General features: G+C 31.9%; 20 protein-coding genes. 5 read left to right on the top strand and 15 right to left on the bottom strand.

Going from position 1 to position 20,518, the window contains the following annotated elements; all coding sequences use genetic code 11:
- Nucleotides 1-170 precede the first annotated feature (170 nt).
- Complete coding sequence (locus tag VP395_RS01470; protein WP_346239929.1) at nucleotides 171-743, top strand: Crp/Fnr family transcriptional regulator; 573 nt, start codon at nucleotides 171-173, stop codon at nucleotides 741-743.
- 149 nt (nucleotides 744-892) lie between these two features.
- Here the strand turns inward: VP395_RS01470 and fumC are convergent, their stop codons facing one another.
- Nucleotides 893-2,290, bottom strand: coding sequence for a class II fumarate hydratase (gene fumC / locus VP395_RS01465; protein ID WP_346239928.1), 1,398 nt, complete (start codon nucleotides 2,288-2,290; stop codon nucleotides 893-895).
- Nucleotides 2,291-2,473: 183 nt separating this feature from the next.
- On the opposite strand from fumC, the gene VP395_RS01460 reads away from it, so the two are divergent.
- From VP395_RS01460 to VP395_RS01450, 3 genes are all read left to right on the top strand, one after another.
- Nucleotides 2,474-3,115 (top strand): peroxiredoxin, encoded by a 642-nt coding sequence (locus VP395_RS01460; RefSeq protein ID WP_346239927.1) that lies wholly within the window; start codon nucleotides 2,474-2,476, stop codon nucleotides 3,113-3,115.
- 92 nt (nucleotides 3,116-3,207) lie between these two features.
- Nucleotides 3,208-3,384, top strand: a complete 177-nt coding sequence (locus tag VP395_RS01455) for a hypothetical protein (protein WP_304387397.1) — start codon at nucleotides 3,208-3,210, stop codon at nucleotides 3,382-3,384.
- Nucleotides 3,385-3,679: 295 nt separating this feature from the next.
- Nucleotides 3,680-4,531, top strand: a complete 852-nt coding sequence (locus tag VP395_RS01450) for a DUF2911 domain-containing protein (protein WP_346239926.1) — start codon at nucleotides 3,680-3,682, stop codon at nucleotides 4,529-4,531.
- Nucleotides 4,532-4,637: 106 nt separating this feature from the next.
- On the opposite strand, the gene VP395_RS01445 is transcribed toward VP395_RS01450, so the two are convergent.
- From VP395_RS01445 to VP395_RS01380, 14 genes are all read right to left on the bottom strand, one after another.
- The gene (locus VP395_RS01445; RefSeq protein WP_346239925.1) at nucleotides 4,638-5,858 is read right to left on the bottom strand and encodes a hypothetical protein; all 1,221 of its coding nucleotides are present in this window, start codon (nucleotides 5,856-5,858) and stop codon (nucleotides 4,638-4,640) included.
- Nucleotides 5,851-8,343, bottom strand: a complete 2,493-nt coding sequence (locus tag VP395_RS01440; RefSeq protein WP_346239924.1) for a DUF2339 domain-containing protein — start codon at nucleotides 8,341-8,343, stop codon at nucleotides 5,851-5,853. The genes VP395_RS01445 and VP395_RS01440 overlap by 8 nt, the downstream gene beginning before the upstream one ends.
- Before the next feature lie 229 nt (nucleotides 8,344-8,572).
- Nucleotides 8,573-9,043 (bottom strand): hypothetical protein, encoded by a 471-nt coding sequence (locus VP395_RS01435; RefSeq protein WP_346239923.1) that lies wholly within the window; start codon nucleotides 9,041-9,043, stop codon nucleotides 8,573-8,575.
- A 27-nt stretch (nucleotides 9,044-9,070) separates the two neighbouring features.
- Nucleotides 9,071-10,057, bottom strand: a complete 987-nt coding sequence (locus VP395_RS01430) for a Gfo/Idh/MocA family protein (protein ID WP_346239922.1) — start codon at nucleotides 10,055-10,057, stop codon at nucleotides 9,071-9,073.
- Nucleotides 10,035-11,747 carry a sodium:solute symporter family protein gene (locus tag VP395_RS01425; RefSeq protein WP_346239921.1) on the bottom strand — a complete coding sequence of 571 codons (1,713 nt, stop codon included), beginning with the start codon at nucleotides 11,745-11,747 and terminating at the stop codon, nucleotides 10,035-10,037. Before VP395_RS01425 ends, VP395_RS01430 begins: the two co-directional genes overlap by 23 nt.
- Before the next feature lie 114 nt (nucleotides 11,748-11,861).
- Nucleotides 11,862-14,387, bottom strand: coding sequence for a PIG-L family deacetylase (locus tag VP395_RS01420; RefSeq protein ID WP_346239920.1), 2,526 nt, complete (start codon nucleotides 14,385-14,387; stop codon nucleotides 11,862-11,864).
- An 89-nt stretch (nucleotides 14,388-14,476) separates the two neighbouring features.
- Entirely contained in the window at nucleotides 14,477-14,938 is a 462-nt protein-coding gene (locus VP395_RS01415; protein WP_346239919.1) for a hypothetical protein, read from the bottom strand.
- 117 nt (nucleotides 14,939-15,055) lie between these two features.
- Complete coding sequence (gene corA / locus VP395_RS01410) at nucleotides 15,056-16,123, bottom strand: magnesium/cobalt transporter CorA (protein WP_346239918.1); 1,068 nt, start codon at nucleotides 16,121-16,123, stop codon at nucleotides 15,056-15,058.
- Nucleotides 16,124-16,148: 25 nt separating this feature from the next.
- A complete protein-coding gene (locus VP395_RS01405) occupies nucleotides 16,149-16,682 on the bottom strand; it encodes a mechanosensitive ion channel domain-containing protein (RefSeq protein WP_346239917.1) in 534 nt (177 codons plus the stop codon).
- 76 nt (nucleotides 16,683-16,758) lie between these two features.
- Nucleotides 16,759-17,352, bottom strand: coding sequence for a Maf-like protein (locus tag VP395_RS01400; protein WP_346239916.1), 594 nt, complete (start codon nucleotides 17,350-17,352; stop codon nucleotides 16,759-16,761).
- Nucleotides 17,352-18,263 carry a geranylgeranylglycerol-phosphate geranylgeranyltransferase gene (locus VP395_RS01395; protein ID WP_346239915.1) on the bottom strand — a complete coding sequence of 304 codons (912 nt, stop codon included), beginning with the start codon at nucleotides 18,261-18,263 and terminating at the stop codon, nucleotides 17,352-17,354. Before VP395_RS01395 ends, VP395_RS01400 begins: the two co-directional genes overlap by 1 nt.
- The gene (locus tag VP395_RS01390) at nucleotides 18,263-18,703 is read right to left on the bottom strand and encodes an energy transducer TonB (protein WP_346239914.1); all 441 of its coding nucleotides are present in this window, start codon (nucleotides 18,701-18,703) and stop codon (nucleotides 18,263-18,265) included. Before VP395_RS01390 ends, VP395_RS01395 begins: the two co-directional genes overlap by 1 nt.
- Nucleotides 18,691-19,200, bottom strand: coding sequence for a KdsC family phosphatase (locus tag VP395_RS01385; protein WP_346239912.1), 510 nt, complete (start codon nucleotides 19,198-19,200; stop codon nucleotides 18,691-18,693). Before VP395_RS01385 ends, VP395_RS01390 begins: the two co-directional genes overlap by 13 nt.
- A complete protein-coding gene (locus VP395_RS01380) occupies nucleotides 19,181-19,948 on the bottom strand; it encodes a Rossmann-like and DUF2520 domain-containing protein (RefSeq protein ID WP_346239911.1) in 768 nt (255 codons plus the stop codon). Before VP395_RS01380 ends, VP395_RS01385 begins: the two co-directional genes overlap by 20 nt.
- Before the next feature lie 167 nt (nucleotides 19,949-20,115).
- On the opposite strand from VP395_RS01380, the gene VP395_RS01375 reads away from it, so the two are divergent.
- Entirely contained in the window at nucleotides 20,116-20,502 is a 387-nt protein-coding gene (locus tag VP395_RS01375) for a group III truncated hemoglobin (RefSeq protein WP_346239910.1), read from the top strand.
- Nucleotides 20,503-20,518: the final 16 nt, after the last annotated feature.

Raw genomic sequence — 20,518 nt, 5'->3', positions numbered from 1 at the left:
TAATACATCTAAACAAATTTATGTGTAAATTATAGAAAAATAAGCGATAGAAATATGAGAAGATGTAATTTTAAAGTGTTCATAGATATTCCAAATATTAAAAAAAAAATGAATATTTTAGTATTATTCTATAAACTCCACTAATTATATATTTAATATAGCCTTCTTACATGTATAAAACAGACTCTCACGCAAATTTTTTAAATTCCTACGGTAATATTTCTGAAGATGTTAAAGAAGAACTTTTAAAAATTTCTGAGTTTAAATCGCTAAAAGCAGGTAAGCAATTTGTTAAGTTGGGCGAAGTGCCTTCAAAAGTATTTATGCTTGTCTCTGGAATTGTTAGATGTTATTTAAGTACAGAGTCTGGTAAAGAATTCAATAAAAGTTTTTATATGCCATTAAGTTTTGTTGGTCCTTTAACAGCGTTAATTCAAAGAACGCCATCATTTTTTGTGTTTGAAACACTTGAAGATTCTGAAATGTATGAAGTTGACTATTATAAACTTTTAGAATTATGTAAAAAGAACGAATCGCTTAATGTTCTGTATTCTAAATTTTTAGAGACCGTGTATATGATGTATGAAAAACGTCTTGTAGAATTAATTTCATTGGATGCTAAAGAGAGATATGTAGAATTACAAAAGCAAATACCAAACGTAGACGCCTTAATACCACAGTATCATATAGCCTCATATTTAGGAATTACAGCAGTTCAATTAAGTAGAATTAGAAAAAAATGATAGATGTTAACAAATGTTAACATCTAAGAACATGTTTAATTATATATTTGAAACGATTTCCTATGGATATAAAAGGATTGATAGCTAACCAACCAAAAAAAAACAGGTAAATTTTTACCTGTTTTTTTATTTTTGTAGTAAATGGATATTTATTTTAAACCGCCAACCATATCTTCTGGTTTTACCCAAGCGTCATAATCTTGGGCAGTAACATAGCCTAAATTAATGGCCTCCTCCTTTAAAGTGGTGCCATTAGTATGGGCAGTATTTGCAATTTCAGCAGCTTTATAATAGCCAATTTTTGTGTTTAATGCAGTAACCAACATTAATGAATTGTTTAATAATTTTTTAATGACTTCGTGGTTTGGTTCAATACCAACAGCACAATGCTCATTAAAACTAGCACATGCATCACCAATTAATTGAGCCGATTGTATCGCATTTGCTGCCATTACAGGTTTAAACACATTCAATTCATAATGTCCTTGTAAACCACCAACAGAAATAGCCACATCATTACCAATTACCTGTGCGCAAACCATTGTTAAGGCTTCACATTGTGTTGGGTTTACTTTTCCTGGCATAATAGAGCTACCAGGTTCGTTTGCAGGAATAATAATTTCACCAATGCCACTTCGTGGTCCAGATGCCATCATTCTAACATCATTAGCAATTTTATTTAAAGAAACCGCTAATTGTTTAAGCGCTCCGTGTGTTTCAACTATGGCATCGTGTGCAGCAAGTGCTTCAAACTTATTAGGAGCCGTAACAAAAGGAAGTCCAGTGAATTCTGCAATGTATTCCGCAACACGTTTGCTATATCCTTTAGGTGTGTTTAAGCCAGTTCCAACAGCTGTACCACCTAATGCTAGTTCACTTAAGTGGGGTAAGGTGTTTTCTAAGGCTTTTAAACCATAATCAAGTTGTGCAACATAGCCAGAAAGTTCTTGCCCCAATGTAAGAGGTGTAGCATCCATTAAATGTGTACGACCAATTTTTACAACATTTTTAAATGCTTCCGATTTTTTCTTTAATGTATCACGAAGTTGTTTAACTCCAGGAATAGTAACTTCTATTACTTTTTTATAAACGGCAATATGCATGCCCGTTGGAAACGTATCGTTAGATGATTGGGATTTGTTAACATCATCATTAGGCTGAATGGCTTTTTCCCCTTCACCAATAACCTTACCTGCTAATTGTTGTGCTCTATTGGCAATAACTTCATTAGCATTCATATTACTTTGTGTTCCAGAACCTGTTTGCCAAATTACAAGCGGAAATTGGTCATCATGTTTACCCTTTAAAATTTCATCACAAACGGCAGCAATTAAATCGCGCTTTTCTATTGGTAAAACGCCTAATTCACAATTGGTGTAAGCAGCAGCTTTCTTTAAATAGGCAAATCCGTAAATTATTTCTAAAGGCATGGATGCCGAAGTTCCTATTTTAAAATTATTTCTAGAGCGTTCTGTTTGTGCTCCCCAAAGTTTATCGGCAGGTACTTTTACCTCGCCCATGGTATCTTTTTCTATTCTAAAACCCATCGTAAAATGATTTAATTTAAGTTACAAAGTTAACTGTTTTATGGTTTTTATTGGTAAGATATTTGTTAGTTTTTATAAGTTTTTTTAACAGAGATATAACGCCTTCATTTTTAATAATTGAATTAAAAAAGGTAACTTAGCAAGTAAAGAATATATTTATTAATTTCAAAAATATTATATAGTATGGCAACAATTAGATTGGGCGACGATGCTCCAAATTTTACAGCAAAGTCTACCGAAGGAAACATTAATTTTCATGAATGGCTAGGGGATAGCTGGGGAGTATTATTTTCGCATCCCGCAGATTACACACCAGTTTGTACTACCGAGTTAGGTACCGTAGCAAAATATAAACCAGAATTTGATAAGCGTAACGTAAAAATAGTTGCATTAAGTGTAGATGGTTTAGAGTCTCATAAAGGTTGGGTTGATGATATTAATGAAACCCAAAATACTTCAGTAAATTTTCCAATTATTGCAGATGAAGATAGAAAAGTGTCCGAATTGTACGATATGATTCATCCAAATGCGAGTGATAAATTTACAGTACGCTCTGTATTTGTAATTGGAGATGATAAAAAAGTAAAACTTATTATAACCTATCCTGCTTCAACAGGCAGAAATTTTGAAGAGTTATTGCGTGTTATAGATAGTCTGCAATTAACAGCGTACCATAAAGTAGCAACACCTGCCAATTGGAAAAATGGAGAAGACGTAGTTATTTCTCCTGCTATTACAAATGAACAGATACCAGCACTGTTCCCAAAAGGGCATAAAGAAATAAAACCTTATTTAAGAATGACCCCACAACCTAATTTAGATTAACACCGTTCTGTTAATAAATTTTGGTTTAGCTATTGTTTAACAAAAACCGTTGCATTATCTTTGCTTAAGATTTTTAATAGATACATACAATTATGTTTGATTTTGACCAATATTTAGGATTTTTAGCTTTTTTATCCATTTTAACATTAGGCTTCTGGTTAATGATTTTTTTATTAACTTTTGTGATACCTTATTGGATAGGAGGTTCTTTAATTGAAAGATTAAAGGAAATTAGAGAAGAGAAAAAAGCTAAGCGTCAAAATTCATAAGTAGCAATATTATTTTGAGTTGTCCTAAAAATAGGTTGACAGTTTTTAAATAAATTAAATTAAACCAGAGAAGTTAACTTCTCTGGTTTTTTTATTGTGTATAAAGTTAGGTGTTTTTATATTAGGACTCAAATAAAGGGTTTTGTTATTATAAAGAACATGAGTAAGTTAAAAAGGTTAGATTTTAATCTAACCTTTTTAATTTCTTTTAATTTAAGCTTTTATTAACATTTCAAAGCTAAGCATTGATTAAATTTATATACTTTATTAAAAACCTAAAATAAATATATTGAAAATGAAAAAACTACTCTTAATTTTATTAGCAATAACAGCGACTTTTACTGTTAATGCGCAAATTGTAACGCCACAACCAAGCCCTTTTTCTAAAGTTGAGCAAAAGGTGGGATTAACCGATGTGACTCTTGAGTATTCTAGACCAAGTGTGCGAGAAAGAACTATTTTTGGAGATTTAGTGCCTTATGGTAAAGTATGGAGAACTGGTGCTAACGCAAGAACTAAAATTACTTTTAGTACTGATGTAACTGTAGATGGACAAACACTTAAAGCAGGAACTTATGCCATTTTTACTAAACCTGAAGCAGAAAAATGGGAAGTTTATTTTTATTCTGACTATAGCGGAGGTGGTGTACCTCAAGAATGGGATGATACTAAAGTAGCAGCAAAAACTATGGCAGAATCCCATCAAATACCGTTTAACGTTGAAACTTTTACTATAGATATTAATGCTATAACCAATAATGATGCGCGTATTGAATTTATTTGGGAAAAAACTTTTGTAGGTGTTACTTTTAATGTACCAACAGACGACATGGTTTTGGCAAATATTAACGACGCTATGAACGGTACACCAACAGCTAATGATTATTATGCTGCTGCTATTTATTATTTACAAGAAGGTAAAGACATTAAGCAGGCTAAAACATGGATAGATAAAGCTATTGCCATGGCTGGCGATAAAGTACAGTTTTGGCAACTAAGACAGCAATCGTTAATTTATGCAAAAGCTGGTGATAAAAAAGGAGCTATTGCAGCTGCAAAAAAATCGTTAACTGCTTCTGAAGCAGCAGGAAATGCTGATTATGTAAAAATGAATAAAGACTCGCTAAAAGAGTGGGGTGGGATGTAATTTAGATTATTAGCCCGCTTCGCTTTTAGATATTTTAGACTTTTAGAATTAAACCTCATAGATTTTTAATCTTTGAGGTTTTTTGTTTTTAAGTGGTGCTAATATTCTATTTTTTTAAATCCTTTAGTAAACCCAAAGCAAAATAGCTAATAACTACTATTGCCAATAAAATGCAAAGCCACATAAAGACGTTGGTTTGCCAAAACGGTTTTTTGGGAGAATTAGATTTGTTTCCAGTATTTATTTTACTAAAATTAGTAATCGCTGCTTGTGGTAAATCAGTATTAAAAGAGGTTTTAAAATTAACTATATCATATATGGGTTTTTGCAATGTGGTATCTATAATGGCTTCATAAGTTTCACTGCTCTTAAAATCGCAAACCACATAAAGTGGTTTTTGGAAGAATTTAATCTGTTTGATATTTAATGGTGGATTATCATTGTTTTCAATTTCAATTATAATTTCCTTTTCAAAAACATAAGGTATCTTAAAATTGTTGTGTGTGCCTGAGTGTAAGTCAAAACTAATAACAGTGTCTTGATAGTTTTCTATTCTTTTTTTTGTAATTCTAGTTTTATTTACTAAAATTTTTGCTTGGCGCATAAAAATATCATTATCAATATCAAAAACAATACTTTCAATATGTTGTGGGATGTTGAAGGTAACAGTTAATTGTGTGGTCTTGTTTTTTTTATGGGCACTTTTTTTTATTTTGAAATCGGTAATCTCTACTTGAGGAACAGCCTTTGAAAAATGATTTTCAAAAAAACCAACATTTAGAATTTGAAGCGGTAGCGCTTTTTTGTTGTTAAACTCAAACTTCAAAAAAGCATAATCATTTAGTGGAAATGAAAAAGTTTGTTCAACTGTTGTTTTTTCAGCTTCGTTCAATCCATAAAATAATTGATTTGACACCAATCCATACCATTCCTTTTTATCATTACTACCACTTATGCTAAATGTTTTTTTAACTTTTGTATTGGCAATTTTAAACGTGAAATGGTCTAGTTTTAGCTTGTTTTTATTTTCAATTATAATGGAAGAAACAGAGTCTTTCGTGTTATTTACAGATTCGAAAGTGAATGGTGTGTATAAGGATTCAATCGTGCTTTCGCCATTTAACAATATATATGGCACCTCGTTTTTTTTGCTGTCTAGGATTCTGAAAAAATTGGTGTTTGATAAACTTGCAGATCGAACTTCTGGTGAAAGTAATATTTTATGAAATCCGTTTTGGTTTATATCTGAAATGATTCCTCTATAATTTTGAGAAACTATTGTAGATACTGAAAGCAGAAATAATATATTAAGAAACTGTTTATACATTTGCATCCGGGTTTTTGGTAGTTTCAGTATCTATAACTAATTTTTTAATCTTTTGATATACAAAAGAAATGACTAAAATAAGTACGCCCAAAAGTATGAAAGCGATGATTTTTCCTGTTTCAGAAACGTTATTAATATCATAAACAAAAAGTTTTAATATGGTGATTCCTAAAAGGGAAAGGGCTATAATTCTTAATTGTTTCCATTGTCTCCTAATGCCAATAATTAGAAAGATGAATGACAAAATTCCCCATAAAATAGGATAGCCTATTTTTATAATTTGACGTTTAACAGTATTAAATTCGTTGTTTATAAAATCTATTCTACCATAATCTTCATAATAGTTATCAGTAGTTACTTTACCATAAATGGTGTTAAGCTCGGTTACATCTACTACTTCGGGCGCGAATTTTAAACTATGAGTAATAACTTCGCTACTAAAAACATAAACAATTGCAAAAGCAAATATCCAAAGTGTCATTTTTGAATTCAAAAAGTTGAAAACAGCTTTTTCTTTTGATTGTTTAACTAGACAAATACCATAATAAATTAGGCAAGCAAGAATGATATAATGGAACATAAAAGCATAACTATAATTCAATTCTAAATTGTAATTTGTCTCCATCTCGTTTGAAGAAAGTTTGTAAAATAACAAAATGTAAAGAGCAATATTTGTAATGGCAAGTAATAAGGCTCCTTTGCTAAATAATGTGTTTTTGGTTTTTAAACCAAAGTATAAAAATAGGGCACTAAACACAAAATGATAGGTAACCGCAAATGAAAGTGCCGATGGTTGGTTGGCAATAAATTGATTGGATTGGTAAATTATTTCAAGTATTCCAACTAAATAACCAATACCAACAGCTGTGATTATCAATAGTTTTTTATAAAATGAAAGGTCTAAATCGAACCCTAAAGTATTAAAACTTATATTTTCTTCTTTAACAATATAATAGGTAGCAATTAGTGCAGCCAAAACAATGATGCCCGTAATAAATATGGGGTTTGAAATGATTAGTAAAGAATCATCATTAGTATCCGAATATTTTTGCGTCCAATCAATCACCAAACTGATAATGCTTAAAAACTGAACAGCAATAGCACCTAGTTTAAAACCATTAATTTTAGATTTTTGTGATAGCCAAAACAATAAAACAGCTTCGGAAGCCCAAAATAATGTGATATAATTTCCTTTGAATTGAATAGGGATTGTTAAGGTTACAAAGGTTAATGTTAAACCTATAAGCAGATAAATGGCGTTTTTGTCCAGCCCAAACTTTTTATAAAGAATCATCGCATATATAAGGTTGTATAGCGCAAGTGAAAGGGTGAATAATCCTTTTATTTGAAGTTCCCAATTGTGAATGATAGTTAATCCAATCCCGAAGAAAAAGAAGGTGTTTGCTATAAGAATTCCATATTCAATGAATGAAAAACTGCCTTTGTTTCTCAAATTATTTAAAACAACAAGGATGCTAAAAACAAAATAGAACAGTGTAGCAAATGCCAATGCTCCACCATGGGGTAAGGTGTTGTTGAATAATTCTTTTACAACCCATGAAAAGAAAATTAAAGTGGTAAAAATGAATGATAATATGGTAACGACATTCCATTTTTTAAAATACGAAATAGCTAAAATACCAATGTTTAAAATAGTAATATAAGTAAATAATATAATGTAATTACCACTTCCAGTACTAACCATAAAAGGAACCGCAAAACCGCCAATTAACGATAAAACAGCAAGCTCTTGCCTGTTGTAAGTCACAGAAATTAAAACACTAAAAGAAGTAATAACGACCATGATAATAAACGCTACTGTTTGATTGAACAAATGATACTCATGAAACGCTATAGCAATGGTGAAATAAAATATACTAATAGCTCCGGCCACCATTACCGAACTAAAAGCAGCATAATTTTTTTTGAGTTTGTGTGCAATTCCCATTACCAACGATCCACATAAAATGCCTATGCCAACCCGCGCATATTCATTAATCCAGTTTTTATCAATAGCATATTTTACAAAAAAGCTAATACCCAAAACTAAAACCAGAATCCCAATTTTATTGATAAGGTTTTCACCAATAAATTTTTCCAAATCAGGATTGTTTTCTTTAAAAGTTTCAAACCAATATTTTTTAGGGGTTACTGGTGCTTTTGGTTTTACCCGTTCGGTGAATTGTAAAGGTTTTGGTATTGGAATTGGTTTTATAACAGCATCAGCTACCATTGGTTTTGGAGGCCTAATAATTGGTTTTTCTTCAACCGGTTTTATAATTTCTGGTTCAGCTTTTGGAGTAGGTTTTGCTTCTTGCTTTTGTTTAACCTCAGGATTTTGAAGGGATGACAGCTCCTTTCTGAGCTGATTTAGTTTTTGATGAATTCCATCAATGGAATTATTTATTTCTTTACGGTGTGAATTGTTTTTTGAAAGAATAATAATGACTAGAACAAGAACAATTAATATAAGAAATTCCTCCATGATATTTTTTTAGTTGGAAATCAAATATAATGTATTTTTTTACAAAAATGAACATGAGTATTTTGTTGGGTAACATGTTTGTAAATAGAAATTTGCGTGTTTGACTGCGACGATTGCTGACGGAAAATAAGGAAGACCACTCAATGATTACTTTGTTTTTAAAAATGGCTTAAAAATATTTATTTTTTAGCTCAGTTCTTCTTAAGTTTGTGTTTTTGTAAGTTTTATTTTATTTAATAGTGTCTTTTATTAGTGCGCTATAAATGTATTCAGGTATCTTTTTTTTTAGTTTATCCATTTCTTTTCGGAGGTGTTTAGTTAGAAACCCTTTTTCATTTTCATTCAAATTCTCTAGAATTCCAACTTGACCATAAAAGCTAATATTTTCGTCGTCTTTATGAACTAAAACAATTAGAGGGTAACCATTTTGGATGTCATAAGGACGCAATATATATTCAATTTCATTTAAGTCAAGATTTTTTTCAGACCCTTTTTTATGTGTTGACCGATCTAAAAAATAAGTAAAACTTACATTTTTTATTGACCGACTGTCAAAAGGATTATTATTCTGTCCAACATAATCAAGAATTCCTTGAACTTCATAAAAATCATCTTCATTAAAGTCCGAAAATTTTTTATCGGATTCGCATGAGTAGAATCCAAATACAAGAATTAATGATATGGCTAAGGTTTTTTTCAAATTACTTACATCTTAAAACGATAAGTATTAATACTCCAATTTAATAATTCCTCTAACATCATCAAGCGTTTTTATAAGCTGTTTACTAAACTCAAAAGTCATAATATCACTTTCGGTTTTACCTTCTCTAATGAGTTGGTTAAAATGGACAGCTTCGTAGTTATAGCCAATAGTACTGTATCCAAAATCCTTAATTTCTTCTTTTCCGTCAATAATTATAGATACGGTTGTTGGCATATGAAACATTGTATTGATTTTTATAGTGGCTTTTTCACAATAAAAAATAGCTTCCGTAGCTAAAACTTCCAAAAGGGAGCTTTTTAAATGTGCCTTTACATTGTTACCGTAACTAAAAACCATATTGCATGAAGAATCGGTGCCATTTTCAAAAAAAGTTGCAGCTGCTTCAATGTTTTTAGGTAAACCAAGCGTAGAAAGTGTTGCAAAAATAGGGTAGATGCCAATATCTAATAAACTGCCTCCACCCATGGCTTTATTAAAAAGCCTAGTTTCGGTATTGTACGGGCGTTGAAACCCAAAGTCGCTTTCAATTTTTAAAATATTACCGTAAGTTTTATTTTTTAATTCATTTAAAACAAATTGATAATGCGGTAAAAAGTAGGTCCAAAGAGCCTCCATAAGTAGCACATTTTTTTCTTTGGCTTTTGCTATCATAGCATCCACTTCTTCGGCATTCATAGCAAAAGGTTTTTCACCTAAAACAGCAATGCCATTTTCTAAACACATGATGGCATTTTCTTTATGTAATGCGTGTGGCGTTGCAATATAAACGGCATCAATATTGGGGTCGTTGGCTAAAGCTTCGTAACTATCATACGCTTTTGTGGCACCATGTTTTTCAGCAAAGGCATCGGCTTTTTCTTGGCTTCTTGAAGCTACGGCGAATAGTTCTGCATCATTAATGGTTGATAAATCGGTTGCAAAACTGTTGGCGATTTTGCCCAAACCAATAATGCCCCATTTAATTTTTTTAGGTTGTGATTGTTGTGTCATTTTTTGTAATTAGTTGAAGGGTGCACGCTGTAGCAATAACAATAGCACAACCTACAAAGTTTAGCCATAAAAAAGGCAGGTTAATATGTTGGTATAAATCTAAAAAATAAAGAGCAAAAACTATGAATTGGGTAATTATGGCAGCGATAAATACCGCATGTCCCTTAACAAATTTAAAGAAAAAAGCCAATAGGAAAATGCCCAAAACATTGCCATAAAAAATAGAGCCAATAATGTTTACCAACTGAATTAAATTTTCGGCAAGATTTGCTATACAGGCTACACCAATGGCAATAATACCCCAAGCAAACGTAAACCATTTTGAGGCTTTAACCATGTGTTCTTCGGTTTTTTCGCTGGTGTTTCGTTTGTATAAATCGATGGTGGTGGTAGAACCTAAGGCATTTAATTCACTAGAGGTACTAGACATGGCGGCACTTAAAATAACAGCTAATAGCAGACCAATAAGTCCGCGAGGTAAATTATTCAATATAAAATGAATGAAAACATAATCCTTGTCATTACTTTCCACTTTTTTGCTTTGGTTTTCAGAGGCTTTATCGATTAATTCTCGCGCTTTGTCTCTTAAAGAATCGTTTGATTTATTGGCTAATGCAATGTGTTTTGAAACTTCAGTGTTTTCAGAAGTTATAAATGATTTAATGAGCTCTTGTTTATCATTAAAAAGCGCCTGTTGTTCTTTTTGAAGATTTATATATTCTTCTGAAAATTCAGAATCTAAAACAAGCTCCGTTGCTGTTGGGTTAAAATTCATGGGTGCTTCATTAAACTGATAAAACACAAACACCATAACACCAACTAATAGAATAAAAAATTGCATGGGTACTTTTAACAGGCCATTAAAAATCAAACCTAATTGCATTTCTTTAACCGATTTTCCTGAAAGATACCGTTGTACTTGGCTTTGGTCTGTCCCAAAATATGATAACATTAAAAACGTACCTCCAATAATGCCGCTCCAAAAGGTGTAGCGGTTATTCAAATCGAACGAAAAATCTAATATTTCCATTTTCCCACTAACACCAGCAATACTTAGTGCTTTACTAAAAGTGATGTCCTGCGGAAGCTTATCAACTATTAAAAAGAAGGCGATGAGCATACCTATAAAAATAACCACCATTTGGTGTTTTTGCGTTACGTTTACCGCTCGTGTGCCACCCGAAACTGTGTAAATAATAACGAGTACGCCTATAATTATATTTAGAGTTAATAAATCCCAACCCAAAACAACAGATAAAATAATTGCGGGTGCAAAAATGGTAATTCCTGCAGCTAACCCACGTTGTATTAAAAACAGAATAGCGGTTAAGGTTCTGGTTTTTAGATCGAAGCGATTTTCTAAAAATTCGTAAGCAGTATAAACGTTTAATCGGTGGTATAGGGGAATAAATACCATGCATATAACCACCATGGCAATAGGTAAACCAAAATAAAATTGCACAAAGCCCATGCCGTCATTAAACGCTTGACCTGGTGTTGAAAGGAAGGTAATGGCGCTAGCTTGTGTTGCCATAACCGATAAACCGATTGTCCACCATTTGGATGTGTTTCCACCTTTTAAATAGTCTTGAACATTTTTACTACCTCTAGTTTGCCACGTTCCGTAAACAACAATGGCAAGTAATGTAGCACTTAAAACAACCCAATCTATCAAGCTTAGTATTTGCATATTAAAAAGCTTGCATGATTAGATAGAACATTATAAAATAAATGGCATTAGCAATTAAAACGATGGAGTATAGTTTTAGCCAAGGTTGTTTATGTTGTTTTTCTTTGTTCATGGCTAATCGTTTAATTTAGATTCTAATTTTAAATCTTCTTTTCCTATAGATAACATATTGGCAAACAATCTATACGCACCCGAAACACCTTCAGGAAATTCTCTAAAAAAGCTTAAACCGGTATATATATAATAGCCTTTACCGTATTTTGCTACCAATAAACTTCCTTCTTTAGATGTTTCATTTTTATCGTTCATAGATAAAATAGGAGTAAATTCATTAGCCCATGAATTTGGAAAATACAAACCACGTTCTTGGGTCCAACCTTCAAAATCTTTTTGGGTGATTTTGTTTGGATAGTTTAAAAGGGGGTGATTCGGATTTAAAAAACGCACTTCGGCATTTTCATCGGTTACTCTATCGCTTGATAATTTTAAAGCGTAAGGCGCTATATTATCTGCTTTTAATCCTCTGCTGGTATTGTATTGTACAATCATATTACCGCCATTGGCAACAAAATCGAATAGCAATTGTTGTTTATACTCTAAATTTTCAACCGTATTATAGGCTCTTATTCCCACTACCACAGCATCAAATCTACTTAAAGTTTCAGAGCTAATATCATCGGGTTTTATAGTTAAAACGTTATAGCCAATTTGTTTTAAACTTTCTGGAATTACATCTCCAGCACCAGCAATATAAGCAATATTTTCGCCTTTCTTTTTTATGTCTAAACGCACTATTTTGCTTTCACTTGGCAGTAAAACTGTTTGAAATGGAATGTGTTCGTAATTGATTTCGATGAGTTCTTTCGTATAATCTTTATGATTCACATGAACAATAGGACTTATATACCCTTCATCTTGATTTTTAGGAGGAACTATTGTGAATGTTACCATTTGCTCTTCACCTTTATGGCTGATGTTTACTTTTTGTTTTTCAGGATATACGTTCCAATCTTTTGGGTGGCAAACTTCAACAAAACCTTCTAAATTATCACGACCTGCTTTTACAATCACATTAATGTCGTGTTGTTTATCATTGTTGAAAATGATAACTTTTTCCGAAATTCTAGCTGAAGCTTCAGGGATGATTTCAAAAGGACGATACAATTCACCTTTGTCTGGTTTTGAGTAACGATACACAACAGGTTTACTGAAAGTAATTGCTGTATTGTTAATTTTTAAATTGAAGTTAACCACAACATTTCTAGGCGTTTCCGGTAACCCTATGAGCGAGTTGTTTTCAACCTCGTACATTCCTAAAGAGCCTTTTTTATTTAGCCAATAAGGCGATGTGTAAGGCTCATTGTTTGAAATAAAATAACTGGTATCAAACTTTTCAGAATCGTTATTTTTCAATTCTAAATTTTTTGAAATCGTTTTTCCATCACTTTGTGTAATATTCTCTAAAACAATACTTTGTCCGCTTCTATTTAAAGCCTCAATATTAATTTTTATAGTTTGATTTAATGTGCCTGTTGGAGTTTCGGCTGATGCTTCTAAATACAAACCAGCACACATTTCAATAATCGATTTTAATTCTTTAATTTTTTGAGATTTCCAATGTTCGTCCTCAATATTTTGGAGTAATTTATAAGCTTCCATTAGCTGAGGAACATGTATTGAAGGGTGTTTAAAATTGAAATTATTTTCAATAGCATATAAAATAGAGCCAATAGCTTTGCCTTCTTTTATACGATTCCAAGAGGTATCGATGCCATCAAAAATGTTTGTATTATTTGTTAAGGCATCGCCTTTTAAAAACTCGATATATTCTTTTTGAGACCCACGTTGGGATAACCGCCCGAAACCTTGACATAAATGTTGACTGCTTGCCAAAGAGGCTATTTCGTTATTCGACATGCCCTTTAATGGATAATAGGTACCAATATCAAAACTTAGCATATTACTTTTATCGGCTTTATCAAAATCCTCTTGGTTTCTGTAAAACCACGAGTTTGTATTAAAAAACAAACGTTTAGGTTGCCAAACGCTGGCGTCTTTTAGTAAGTTTGGGAATGCCGATTTGTCTCCAGCCAAATCAAAAGCCTCAAAACTTAACATGGCAGAACTGGTGTGGTGTCCGTGTGTGGTTCCTGGAGTTCTATGGTCAAAACGGTTAATAATAATATCTGGTTTAAACTTCCTAATAGCCAAAACCACATCACTTAAAACAGCATCTTTGTTCCAAATAGTTAAAGTTTCTTCGGGGTCTTTAGAATAGCCAAAATCGTTTGCACGGGTAAATAGTTGTTCACCACCATCAATACGTCTTGCGGCTAATAGTTCTTGGGTTCTAATTACGCCTAAAAGCTCTCTTATTTCAGTACCAATAAGGTTTTGTCCACCATCGCCTCTTGTTATTGACAAATATGCGGTTCTGGCTTTTTCATGGTTTGCCATGTATGAAATTAACCGGGTGTTTTCATCGTCTGGATGAGCGGCAATATATAATACAGAACCTAAAAAATTAAGTTTTTGAATAGATTCAAAAATCTCTGATGATGAAGAGGTTGTGGGTTTTTGGGCTTGTGAAAACGTGAAAATTAAAAATGATAATATAAAAGTAGGAAGAACTCTTTGCATGTTTGTTTAGTTAGCTAAAACCAAATATAAAAAAGAAACCAGCATTTATGCTGGTTTTAATCTTTATTTAACGGTTTGGAAACATCCCCTTAAATTTTTTTTAAATCTTTTTTTTGAGGTTCAGCAGGAATGATACTCTGGAAATTTTGGTTAAAAAACTGTTGTTGGATAGAGTCCATACGCTTCATCATGCTTTTTATGTGTTCATCTTGATTCATAAAACCATCATAAAAAAAGTTTTGTGGGTTGAAATGCCCGGAAATGGAATCTTGTTTAAAGAAATCATCAAAAAAAGAATCATTAAAGAATGAATGATTGTTAAAATGTTTTTGGAATTGCATTTTTAAGCTATCATTTAGTTTTCCATTAGAAGAATAGCTATAGGAGTAAATTGAATCGTACTTTGTTAAATTTCCGTACTCATCATATTCTTTATTAACTTGAATGTTTTCGTCCGGTTTTAGTGCTTTTTCTTCAGTTTTTTGTTTGTTTTGAGCAGTGCAGTTAAAAAATAAAAGAAAGAAAATTGGAATAAATTTAAGTGTTTTCATTTTTGATATATTTTAGATTACACAATTTGTTCGTATTGAATAATTTCAAAAAACATACCAAATGCCTTTTATAAATGGTTTTGGTTTTTATAAATGTCAGATTGACAGAGATCTAATTCATAACCATTTTTTCCGTTTAAAATAGTAAAGCATGCCTAAAAACATGACAATCATAACAATCCATAAGATAAAATAAGAGTACTTGTAATGTAGTTCGGGAATGTAATCGAAATTCATACCGTAAATACCTGCAATAAAGGTTAGTGGAATAAAAATGGATGCCATTATGGTAAGCACTTTCATAACCTCATTCATTTTATTGCTAATGGTGGTCATGTACATGTCCATTAAACTCCAAATCATTTCTCGGTAAATGTCTATATTTTCAGAGACTTGAATTAAGTGATCGTAAATATCGCGATAAAAGGTTTTTGTTTTTTTAAGAATAAGTGTGCTTTCGTGTTTTTCAATGCGATTAATAACTTCGCGAAGCGGAAAAATGGCCCGTCGTATACGAAGTATTTCTCGTTTTAAATCTTGAATGTCTTTGTTGATGGTTTTATTTACTTGCCCAGAAAAAATACTGTCTTCATAATCTTCAATTTTATCTCCTAAATCTTCAATTATGGTAAAGTAATGGTCTACAATAGCATCCATTAATATGTAAAGTAAATAATCGGCTTGCATGCTTCGTGCTCTACCTTTGCCTTGTCTTATTCTTTCTCTAACAGCATCAAATACATCGCCTTCAGATTCTTGAAACGATAATACATAGCCTTTTCCTAAAACAAAACTGACTTGTTCTGAAGCAATGTTGTCGCTTTTGTCTATATAGAGCATTTTAACCACAACAAATAGGTAGTCTTCATACTCATCTATTTTTGGGCGTTGCGAAATGCTTACAAGATCTTCTAAAACAAGTGGGTGTAAATTGTAGTGATTGCCTAGTTTTTCTATATCTTCAACATGGTTTAAGCCGTTAATATTTATCCATGTTATAGAGTCGGAATGTTTAAAATCGAAGGCTTCTTCAACTGTATATAGTTCTTTTTCTACACATTTTTCAATGTTATAATCAAAAACTTCTACAAATAATTTTTTAGTTGATTTTTCACCGGTATAAATAATACTGCCAGGTGCTTTCCCTAACTTTTTATGCTGCTTTTTAATTCTGTTTTTCGCCATTCAATAAATATATGAAATATTTAAATTAAATATCGTCTATACTATCATCGTCTATAGCGTCTTTTTCAACAAGTGTAACCGCTCTTTGTAACATTAAATTGTTTGGGTAGGTTACTAAGTCCCCGTTCTCTAAACGCAAGTGTAGCTGAAAGGCTCTAATATCTTCAATAATGCCTTCAAGAGGAAAATCTTTATCGTGTATTTGAATTTTGTCCCCTACTTTATAAGGAAACGAAAAGAACATAATAATGCCCGAAGTTATATTGCTTAAAATAGACCAAATAGCAAATAAGCCAATACCAATAACAGCAAAAACAGAAGAAAAAACAAGTGCTAGCTCGCGTGGCTGTGCTCCAAAAATAAAAGGAATAATAAGAAGTCCTATTAAAAGAAGTGTAACCGATACGTATCTGTTAATTAGATGAATACGTGCTAGGTTAATGCCGTTTCTTCGTGATATTTTAGTTATGAGTCTCGTTAAAATAAATCGAATAATGAGTAGGAAAAGAAGTAGAAATCCGGTTATAATGAATTCGCTTTTGTAGGTTTCAAAAAACATTTTAAATTTTATTAGAATTGAATGAAAAACAAAGATACGTTAGAAACGTAACATGGTCATGTTGTATTTTCAGTTTTCACAAATCATTAACGATATCGTTTAATGTTTTGTAAACAATGTGTGATGGCAAGCCCATAACATTAAAATAGGAGCCTTCAATTTTTGTAACACCTATAAGCCCTATCCATTCTTGAATGCCGTATGCGCCAGCTTTATCAAATGGTTTAAAGGTGTTTATGTAGTATGAAATTTCTTTATCAGATAAATCTTTAAAGGTAACTTTGGTAATGGCATTTAACGTTTTTTCGAAAGTTTTTGTTGTAAAACAAACCGAAGTAATAACCTCATGCGTGGTATCACTTAACGATTTTATAATTTGAAAAGCGTCTGTTTCGCTTTTAGGTTTTCCTAAAGCTTTATTGTTATGCCAAACAATGGTATCACTAGTAATAAGGATATCGTTTTCTTTCAGTTCATTCTTAAAAGGCAATGCTTTTAGTTGTGCTAAATAATCGCTTATTTCAAAGTGTTTTAAGCGTGGTGGATATTCTTCGGTAATGGGTTTTAATCGGATTTCAAAATTCAACCCTAATGTTTTAAAAAACTCTTGTCTTCTGGGAGAGCCTGAAGCTAAAATAATGTTGTGGTTTTTTAGTTTTTCGTTCAGCATTATAATAGAATATACTTGTATAAAAGTAGTGAAAGCATTCCAAAAAACATCACTAATTTAAGCACATTGCTTATATAATGAAAATCTTTTTTTGTCTTAGCACTAAAAATTTTAATACATGCGTAGAGTAGAGGGCCGATAATAAAAACCAAAAAGTACAGTACTGCTATTTGATTTTTATAAAGTGAATTAATTACGTAATAAACAACAGCTAATAAAATACCTATTGATAATGTAAACAACACTTTTGAAGCACGTTCTGTGCCAATAGCAATAGGTAAGGTGTTCATACCTGCTTTGTAATCACCGTTAATGTCTTCAATATCTTTAGTTATTTCCCGAAGTAAATTAATAGCGAATGCAAATACTGCATAATCAAAAATAATTTTAAAAAAGGTGAGTTGTGTTTGCTGGTTTAGGCTCGTAATTGAAGGCAGCAACTCAAACACCCCAATAATAATAAGGGTAAGCGCTACTAAAACCGAAACAATAATATTACCAATTAAAACAGTTTGTTTTAAATAGCTAGCGTACACGTAAAGTAGCACGGAAACGATTACAAACAACGAGAAAAAGGCACTTCTATCAACTAAATTAGACAGGTAAAAACCAACACCAACTCCAGCAACGTTGAAGGCAATAAATAAGTTGTAGGCTGTTTTTTCTGAAATGGATTTGCCAACAATAAGTTTATCTGGTTTGTTTATAAAATCGGTTTCAACATCGTAAATGTCATTTATAATATTTCCAGCAGCTGCAATGCAAATGGTGGCAATAATTAGTAGAGTGATTTCTGAAGTATTCAAACTGGTTTGAACTCCAAAGGGCTCTAAAAGCGCATATTTAATTAGTAATTGCACAATGGCAATCATCAATAAATTTTTCCAGCGGATGAGGTTTAAGAGGTTCATTAATCTTGAACATTAAAAATAATAGGAAATTCATATTCTACTTGAACTAATTTTCCATTTTGCTTTCCAGGTGTCATTTTTGGTAGTAATTTAAGAACTCTTATTGCTTCTTCATTTAATCTGTCATTAGGACTTGTAATTCTAATATCAACTATATTGCCTTCAGTATCAATAGTGAAAGTATTCGTGACTTTTATTCTGCCACTTAATCCTATTTCAGCTGCTAAACCAACATTAAATTTTTTATTAACGTGCATATTAATACTATGCATAACACATTTTCTAAGTTTTTCTTTTTCCCATTTTGGTTTACAATCTTGAGTTATAGGAATTTCATCAACTATTGAAAATTTGATGACTGTAGTTGAATCTATATCTTGAGAAAAGGCATTAAAACTTAAAATACTAAATAATATAAAACCACTTTTTACAACGCCCATTTCCCTTGTACTTTTAAAACTTGCTCAATAACATCTCTGGCAGCACCTTCGCCACCTTTTTTGTGCGATATGTATTTAGAAATTCCTTTAATTTCAGGGATGGCATCTTGTGGACACGTTGGCAAACCCACGACTTTCATTACAGGAAAATCGGCAACATCATCACCCATATACAGGATGTTTTCAGGCTTGATATTATTGTTTTTTATATAGGTTTCAAATTGTTTTATTTTATCGTGCGCTCCAAGATACACGTCTTTAACACCCAAGCCCTCTAAACGTAATTTAACACCTTCATTGGTACCTGCCGAAATAATAGCCACATTATAACCTGCACTTACGGCAAATTTTAGAGCATATCCATCTTTAATGCCCATGGTTCTTAAAAGTTCTCCCGAGGTTGTTACTAAGACAGTACCATTGGTTAATACGCCATCTACGTCAAAAATAAACGTGGTGATATGATTCAAATATTCTTTATAGCTTTTTTCTTCCATGAGTGCGTTGTATAGAGCTTGTTAATAGGTTGTAAATGTCTTTATGTTGAGTGTCTTGTAAAAGTTTTAAATGTTTCTTTAAGGTTTTTTTATCGCTGCGTTTTGCAGGTCCTGTTTGAGCCATATACGGAGATAGGTCTTGCACTTTTTTAGCGGTTTCTAAAATGAGGGGTTTTAAAAGATCGAATTCAGCACCTTCACTTTCTGTTATTTCATGTGCTATTCTGTAAAGTTGATTGGTAAAATTATTCACAAAAACAGCTGCAAGATGCAATACTTTACGTTGGTCGGTATTTACTTTCTTGGTGGGGCTTCCAATGGTTTTAGCTAAATTTTTTAAAACATGATAATCTGTACTTTCTAAAGCTTCGATGCAAATAGGTACATTAGCAAAATCAATTTTAGCAGTTTTGCTAAAGGTTTGTAGCGGATAGAAAACACCTCGTTTGTGTTTTTTATCAATATCGTACAAACTTGCTGCACCGGATGTGTGCACAACCAATCTGTTTTTAAACGGAAGTTGGGATGAAAGGGATTTAATAGCATCATCACTTACAGCTAAAATATATAAATCGGCTTCTTTAAGTTGTGATAGATCATCAATAATAGCTACTTCATTTTTAAATTCATTAATAGAATTTATGCTTCTATTATACCATTGAACAACAGATGTTTGTTCTGTTTTATTCAAAGCTTTAAATAAATGAGAGGCGACATTGCCACCACCGAGAATTACTACTGAAATCATACGGCAAAAATACATAAGTTATGTTGAAAGTTGAAAGTTAAAAGTAGCAAAGTTTCAAATCAGCAAAGCCATTTAACATGAATGGACAAATTTTTAACAACATCTTAGAAACTAAGAAGCTTTGCGACTTTGTTGCTTAGCGAGAATAATAGTATAGCTTTGTATCTATGAAAAAAGATATTAAAACCAGAGACGATGTGTATTTATTAGTATCATCATTTTACAAAAAAGTTAGAAAAGATGTTGTTTTAGGGCCTTTTTTTAATGGTGTTATAAAAGATTGGAATGCGCATTTAGAAAACTTAACTTCTTTTTGGGAAGCTAGTTTGTTTCTGAAAACGAAGTATTTAGGCAATCCGTTGGAAGTGCATGTAAAAGTAGATAAAGAAAATAATAATAGTATTACCGAACTGCATTTTGGTTTGTGGTTAAACCTTTGGTTTGAAACCATTGATGAACTCTTTGAAGGTGACTACGCAAATAATGCCAAACAGCGGGCCCGTAAAATGGGAACGTTTTTGTATTTAAAAATATTTGAAGCACGCAATAAATAGTTGTCAGTATCAGTCT

The sequence above is a fragment of the Mariniflexile soesokkakense genome, assembly GCF_039650365.1.
GTDB classification, from domain to species: domain Bacteria; phylum Bacteroidota; class Bacteroidia; order Flavobacteriales; family Flavobacteriaceae; genus Mariniflexile; species Mariniflexile soesokkakense.
This window is presented reverse-complemented; position numbering and strand designations above follow the sequence as displayed.

Coding starts and splice junctions, on each gene's coding strand:
- VP395_RS01470 (WP_346239929.1), top strand. CDS start 171: ATGTATAAAACAGACTCTCACGCAAATTTTTTAAATTCCTACGGTAAT.
- fumC (WP_346239928.1), bottom strand. CDS start 2,290: ATGGGTTTTAGAATAGAAAAAGATACCATGGGCGAGGTAAAAGTACCT.
- VP395_RS01460 (WP_346239927.1), top strand. CDS start 2,474: ATGGCAACAATTAGATTGGGCGACGATGCTCCAAATTTTACAGCAAAG.
- VP395_RS01455 (WP_304387397.1), top strand. CDS start 3,208: ATGTTTGATTTTGACCAATATTTAGGATTTTTAGCTTTTTTATCCATT.
- VP395_RS01450 (WP_346239926.1), top strand. CDS start 3,680: ATGAAAAAACTACTCTTAATTTTATTAGCAATAACAGCGACTTTTACT.
- VP395_RS01445 (WP_346239925.1), bottom strand. CDS start 5,858: ATGTATAAACAGTTTCTTAATATATTATTTCTGCTTTCAGTATCTACA.
- VP395_RS01440 (WP_346239924.1), bottom strand. CDS start 8,343: ATGGAGGAATTTCTTATATTAATTGTTCTTGTTCTAGTCATTATTATT.
- VP395_RS01430 (WP_346239922.1), bottom strand. CDS start 10,057: ATGACACAACAATCACAACCTAAAAAAATTAAATGGGGCATTATTGGT.
- VP395_RS01425 (WP_346239921.1), bottom strand. CDS start 11,747: ATGCAAATACTAAGCTTGATAGATTGGGTTGTTTTAAGTGCTACATTA.
- VP395_RS01420 (WP_346239920.1), bottom strand. CDS start 14,387: ATGCAAAGAGTTCTTCCTACTTTTATATTATCATTTTTAATTTTCACG.
- VP395_RS01415 (WP_346239919.1), bottom strand. CDS start 14,938: ATGAAAACACTTAAATTTATTCCAATTTTCTTTCTTTTATTTTTTAAC.
- corA (WP_346239918.1), bottom strand. CDS start 16,123: ATGGCGAAAAACAGAATTAAAAAGCAGCATAAAAAGTTAGGGAAAGCA.
- VP395_RS01405 (WP_346239917.1), bottom strand. CDS start 16,682: ATGTTTTTTGAAACCTACAAAAGCGAATTCATTATAACCGGATTTCTA.
- VP395_RS01400 (WP_346239916.1), bottom strand. CDS start 17,352: ATGCTGAACGAAAAACTAAAAAACCACAACATTATTTTAGCTTCAGGC.
- VP395_RS01395 (WP_346239915.1), bottom strand. CDS start 18,263: ATGAACCTCTTAAACCTCATCCGCTGGAAAAATTTATTGATGATTGCC.
- VP395_RS01390 (WP_346239914.1), bottom strand. CDS start 18,703: ATGGGCGTTGTAAAAAGTGGTTTTATATTATTTAGTATTTTAAGTTTT.
- VP395_RS01385 (WP_346239912.1), bottom strand. CDS start 19,200: ATGGAAGAAAAAAGCTATAAAGAATATTTGAATCATATCACCACGTTT.
- VP395_RS01380 (WP_346239911.1), bottom strand. CDS start 19,948: ATGATTTCAGTAGTAATTCTCGGTGGTGGCAATGTCGCCTCTCATTTA.
- VP395_RS01375 (WP_346239910.1), top strand. CDS start 20,116: ATGAAAAAAGATATTAAAACCAGAGACGATGTGTATTTATTAGTATCA.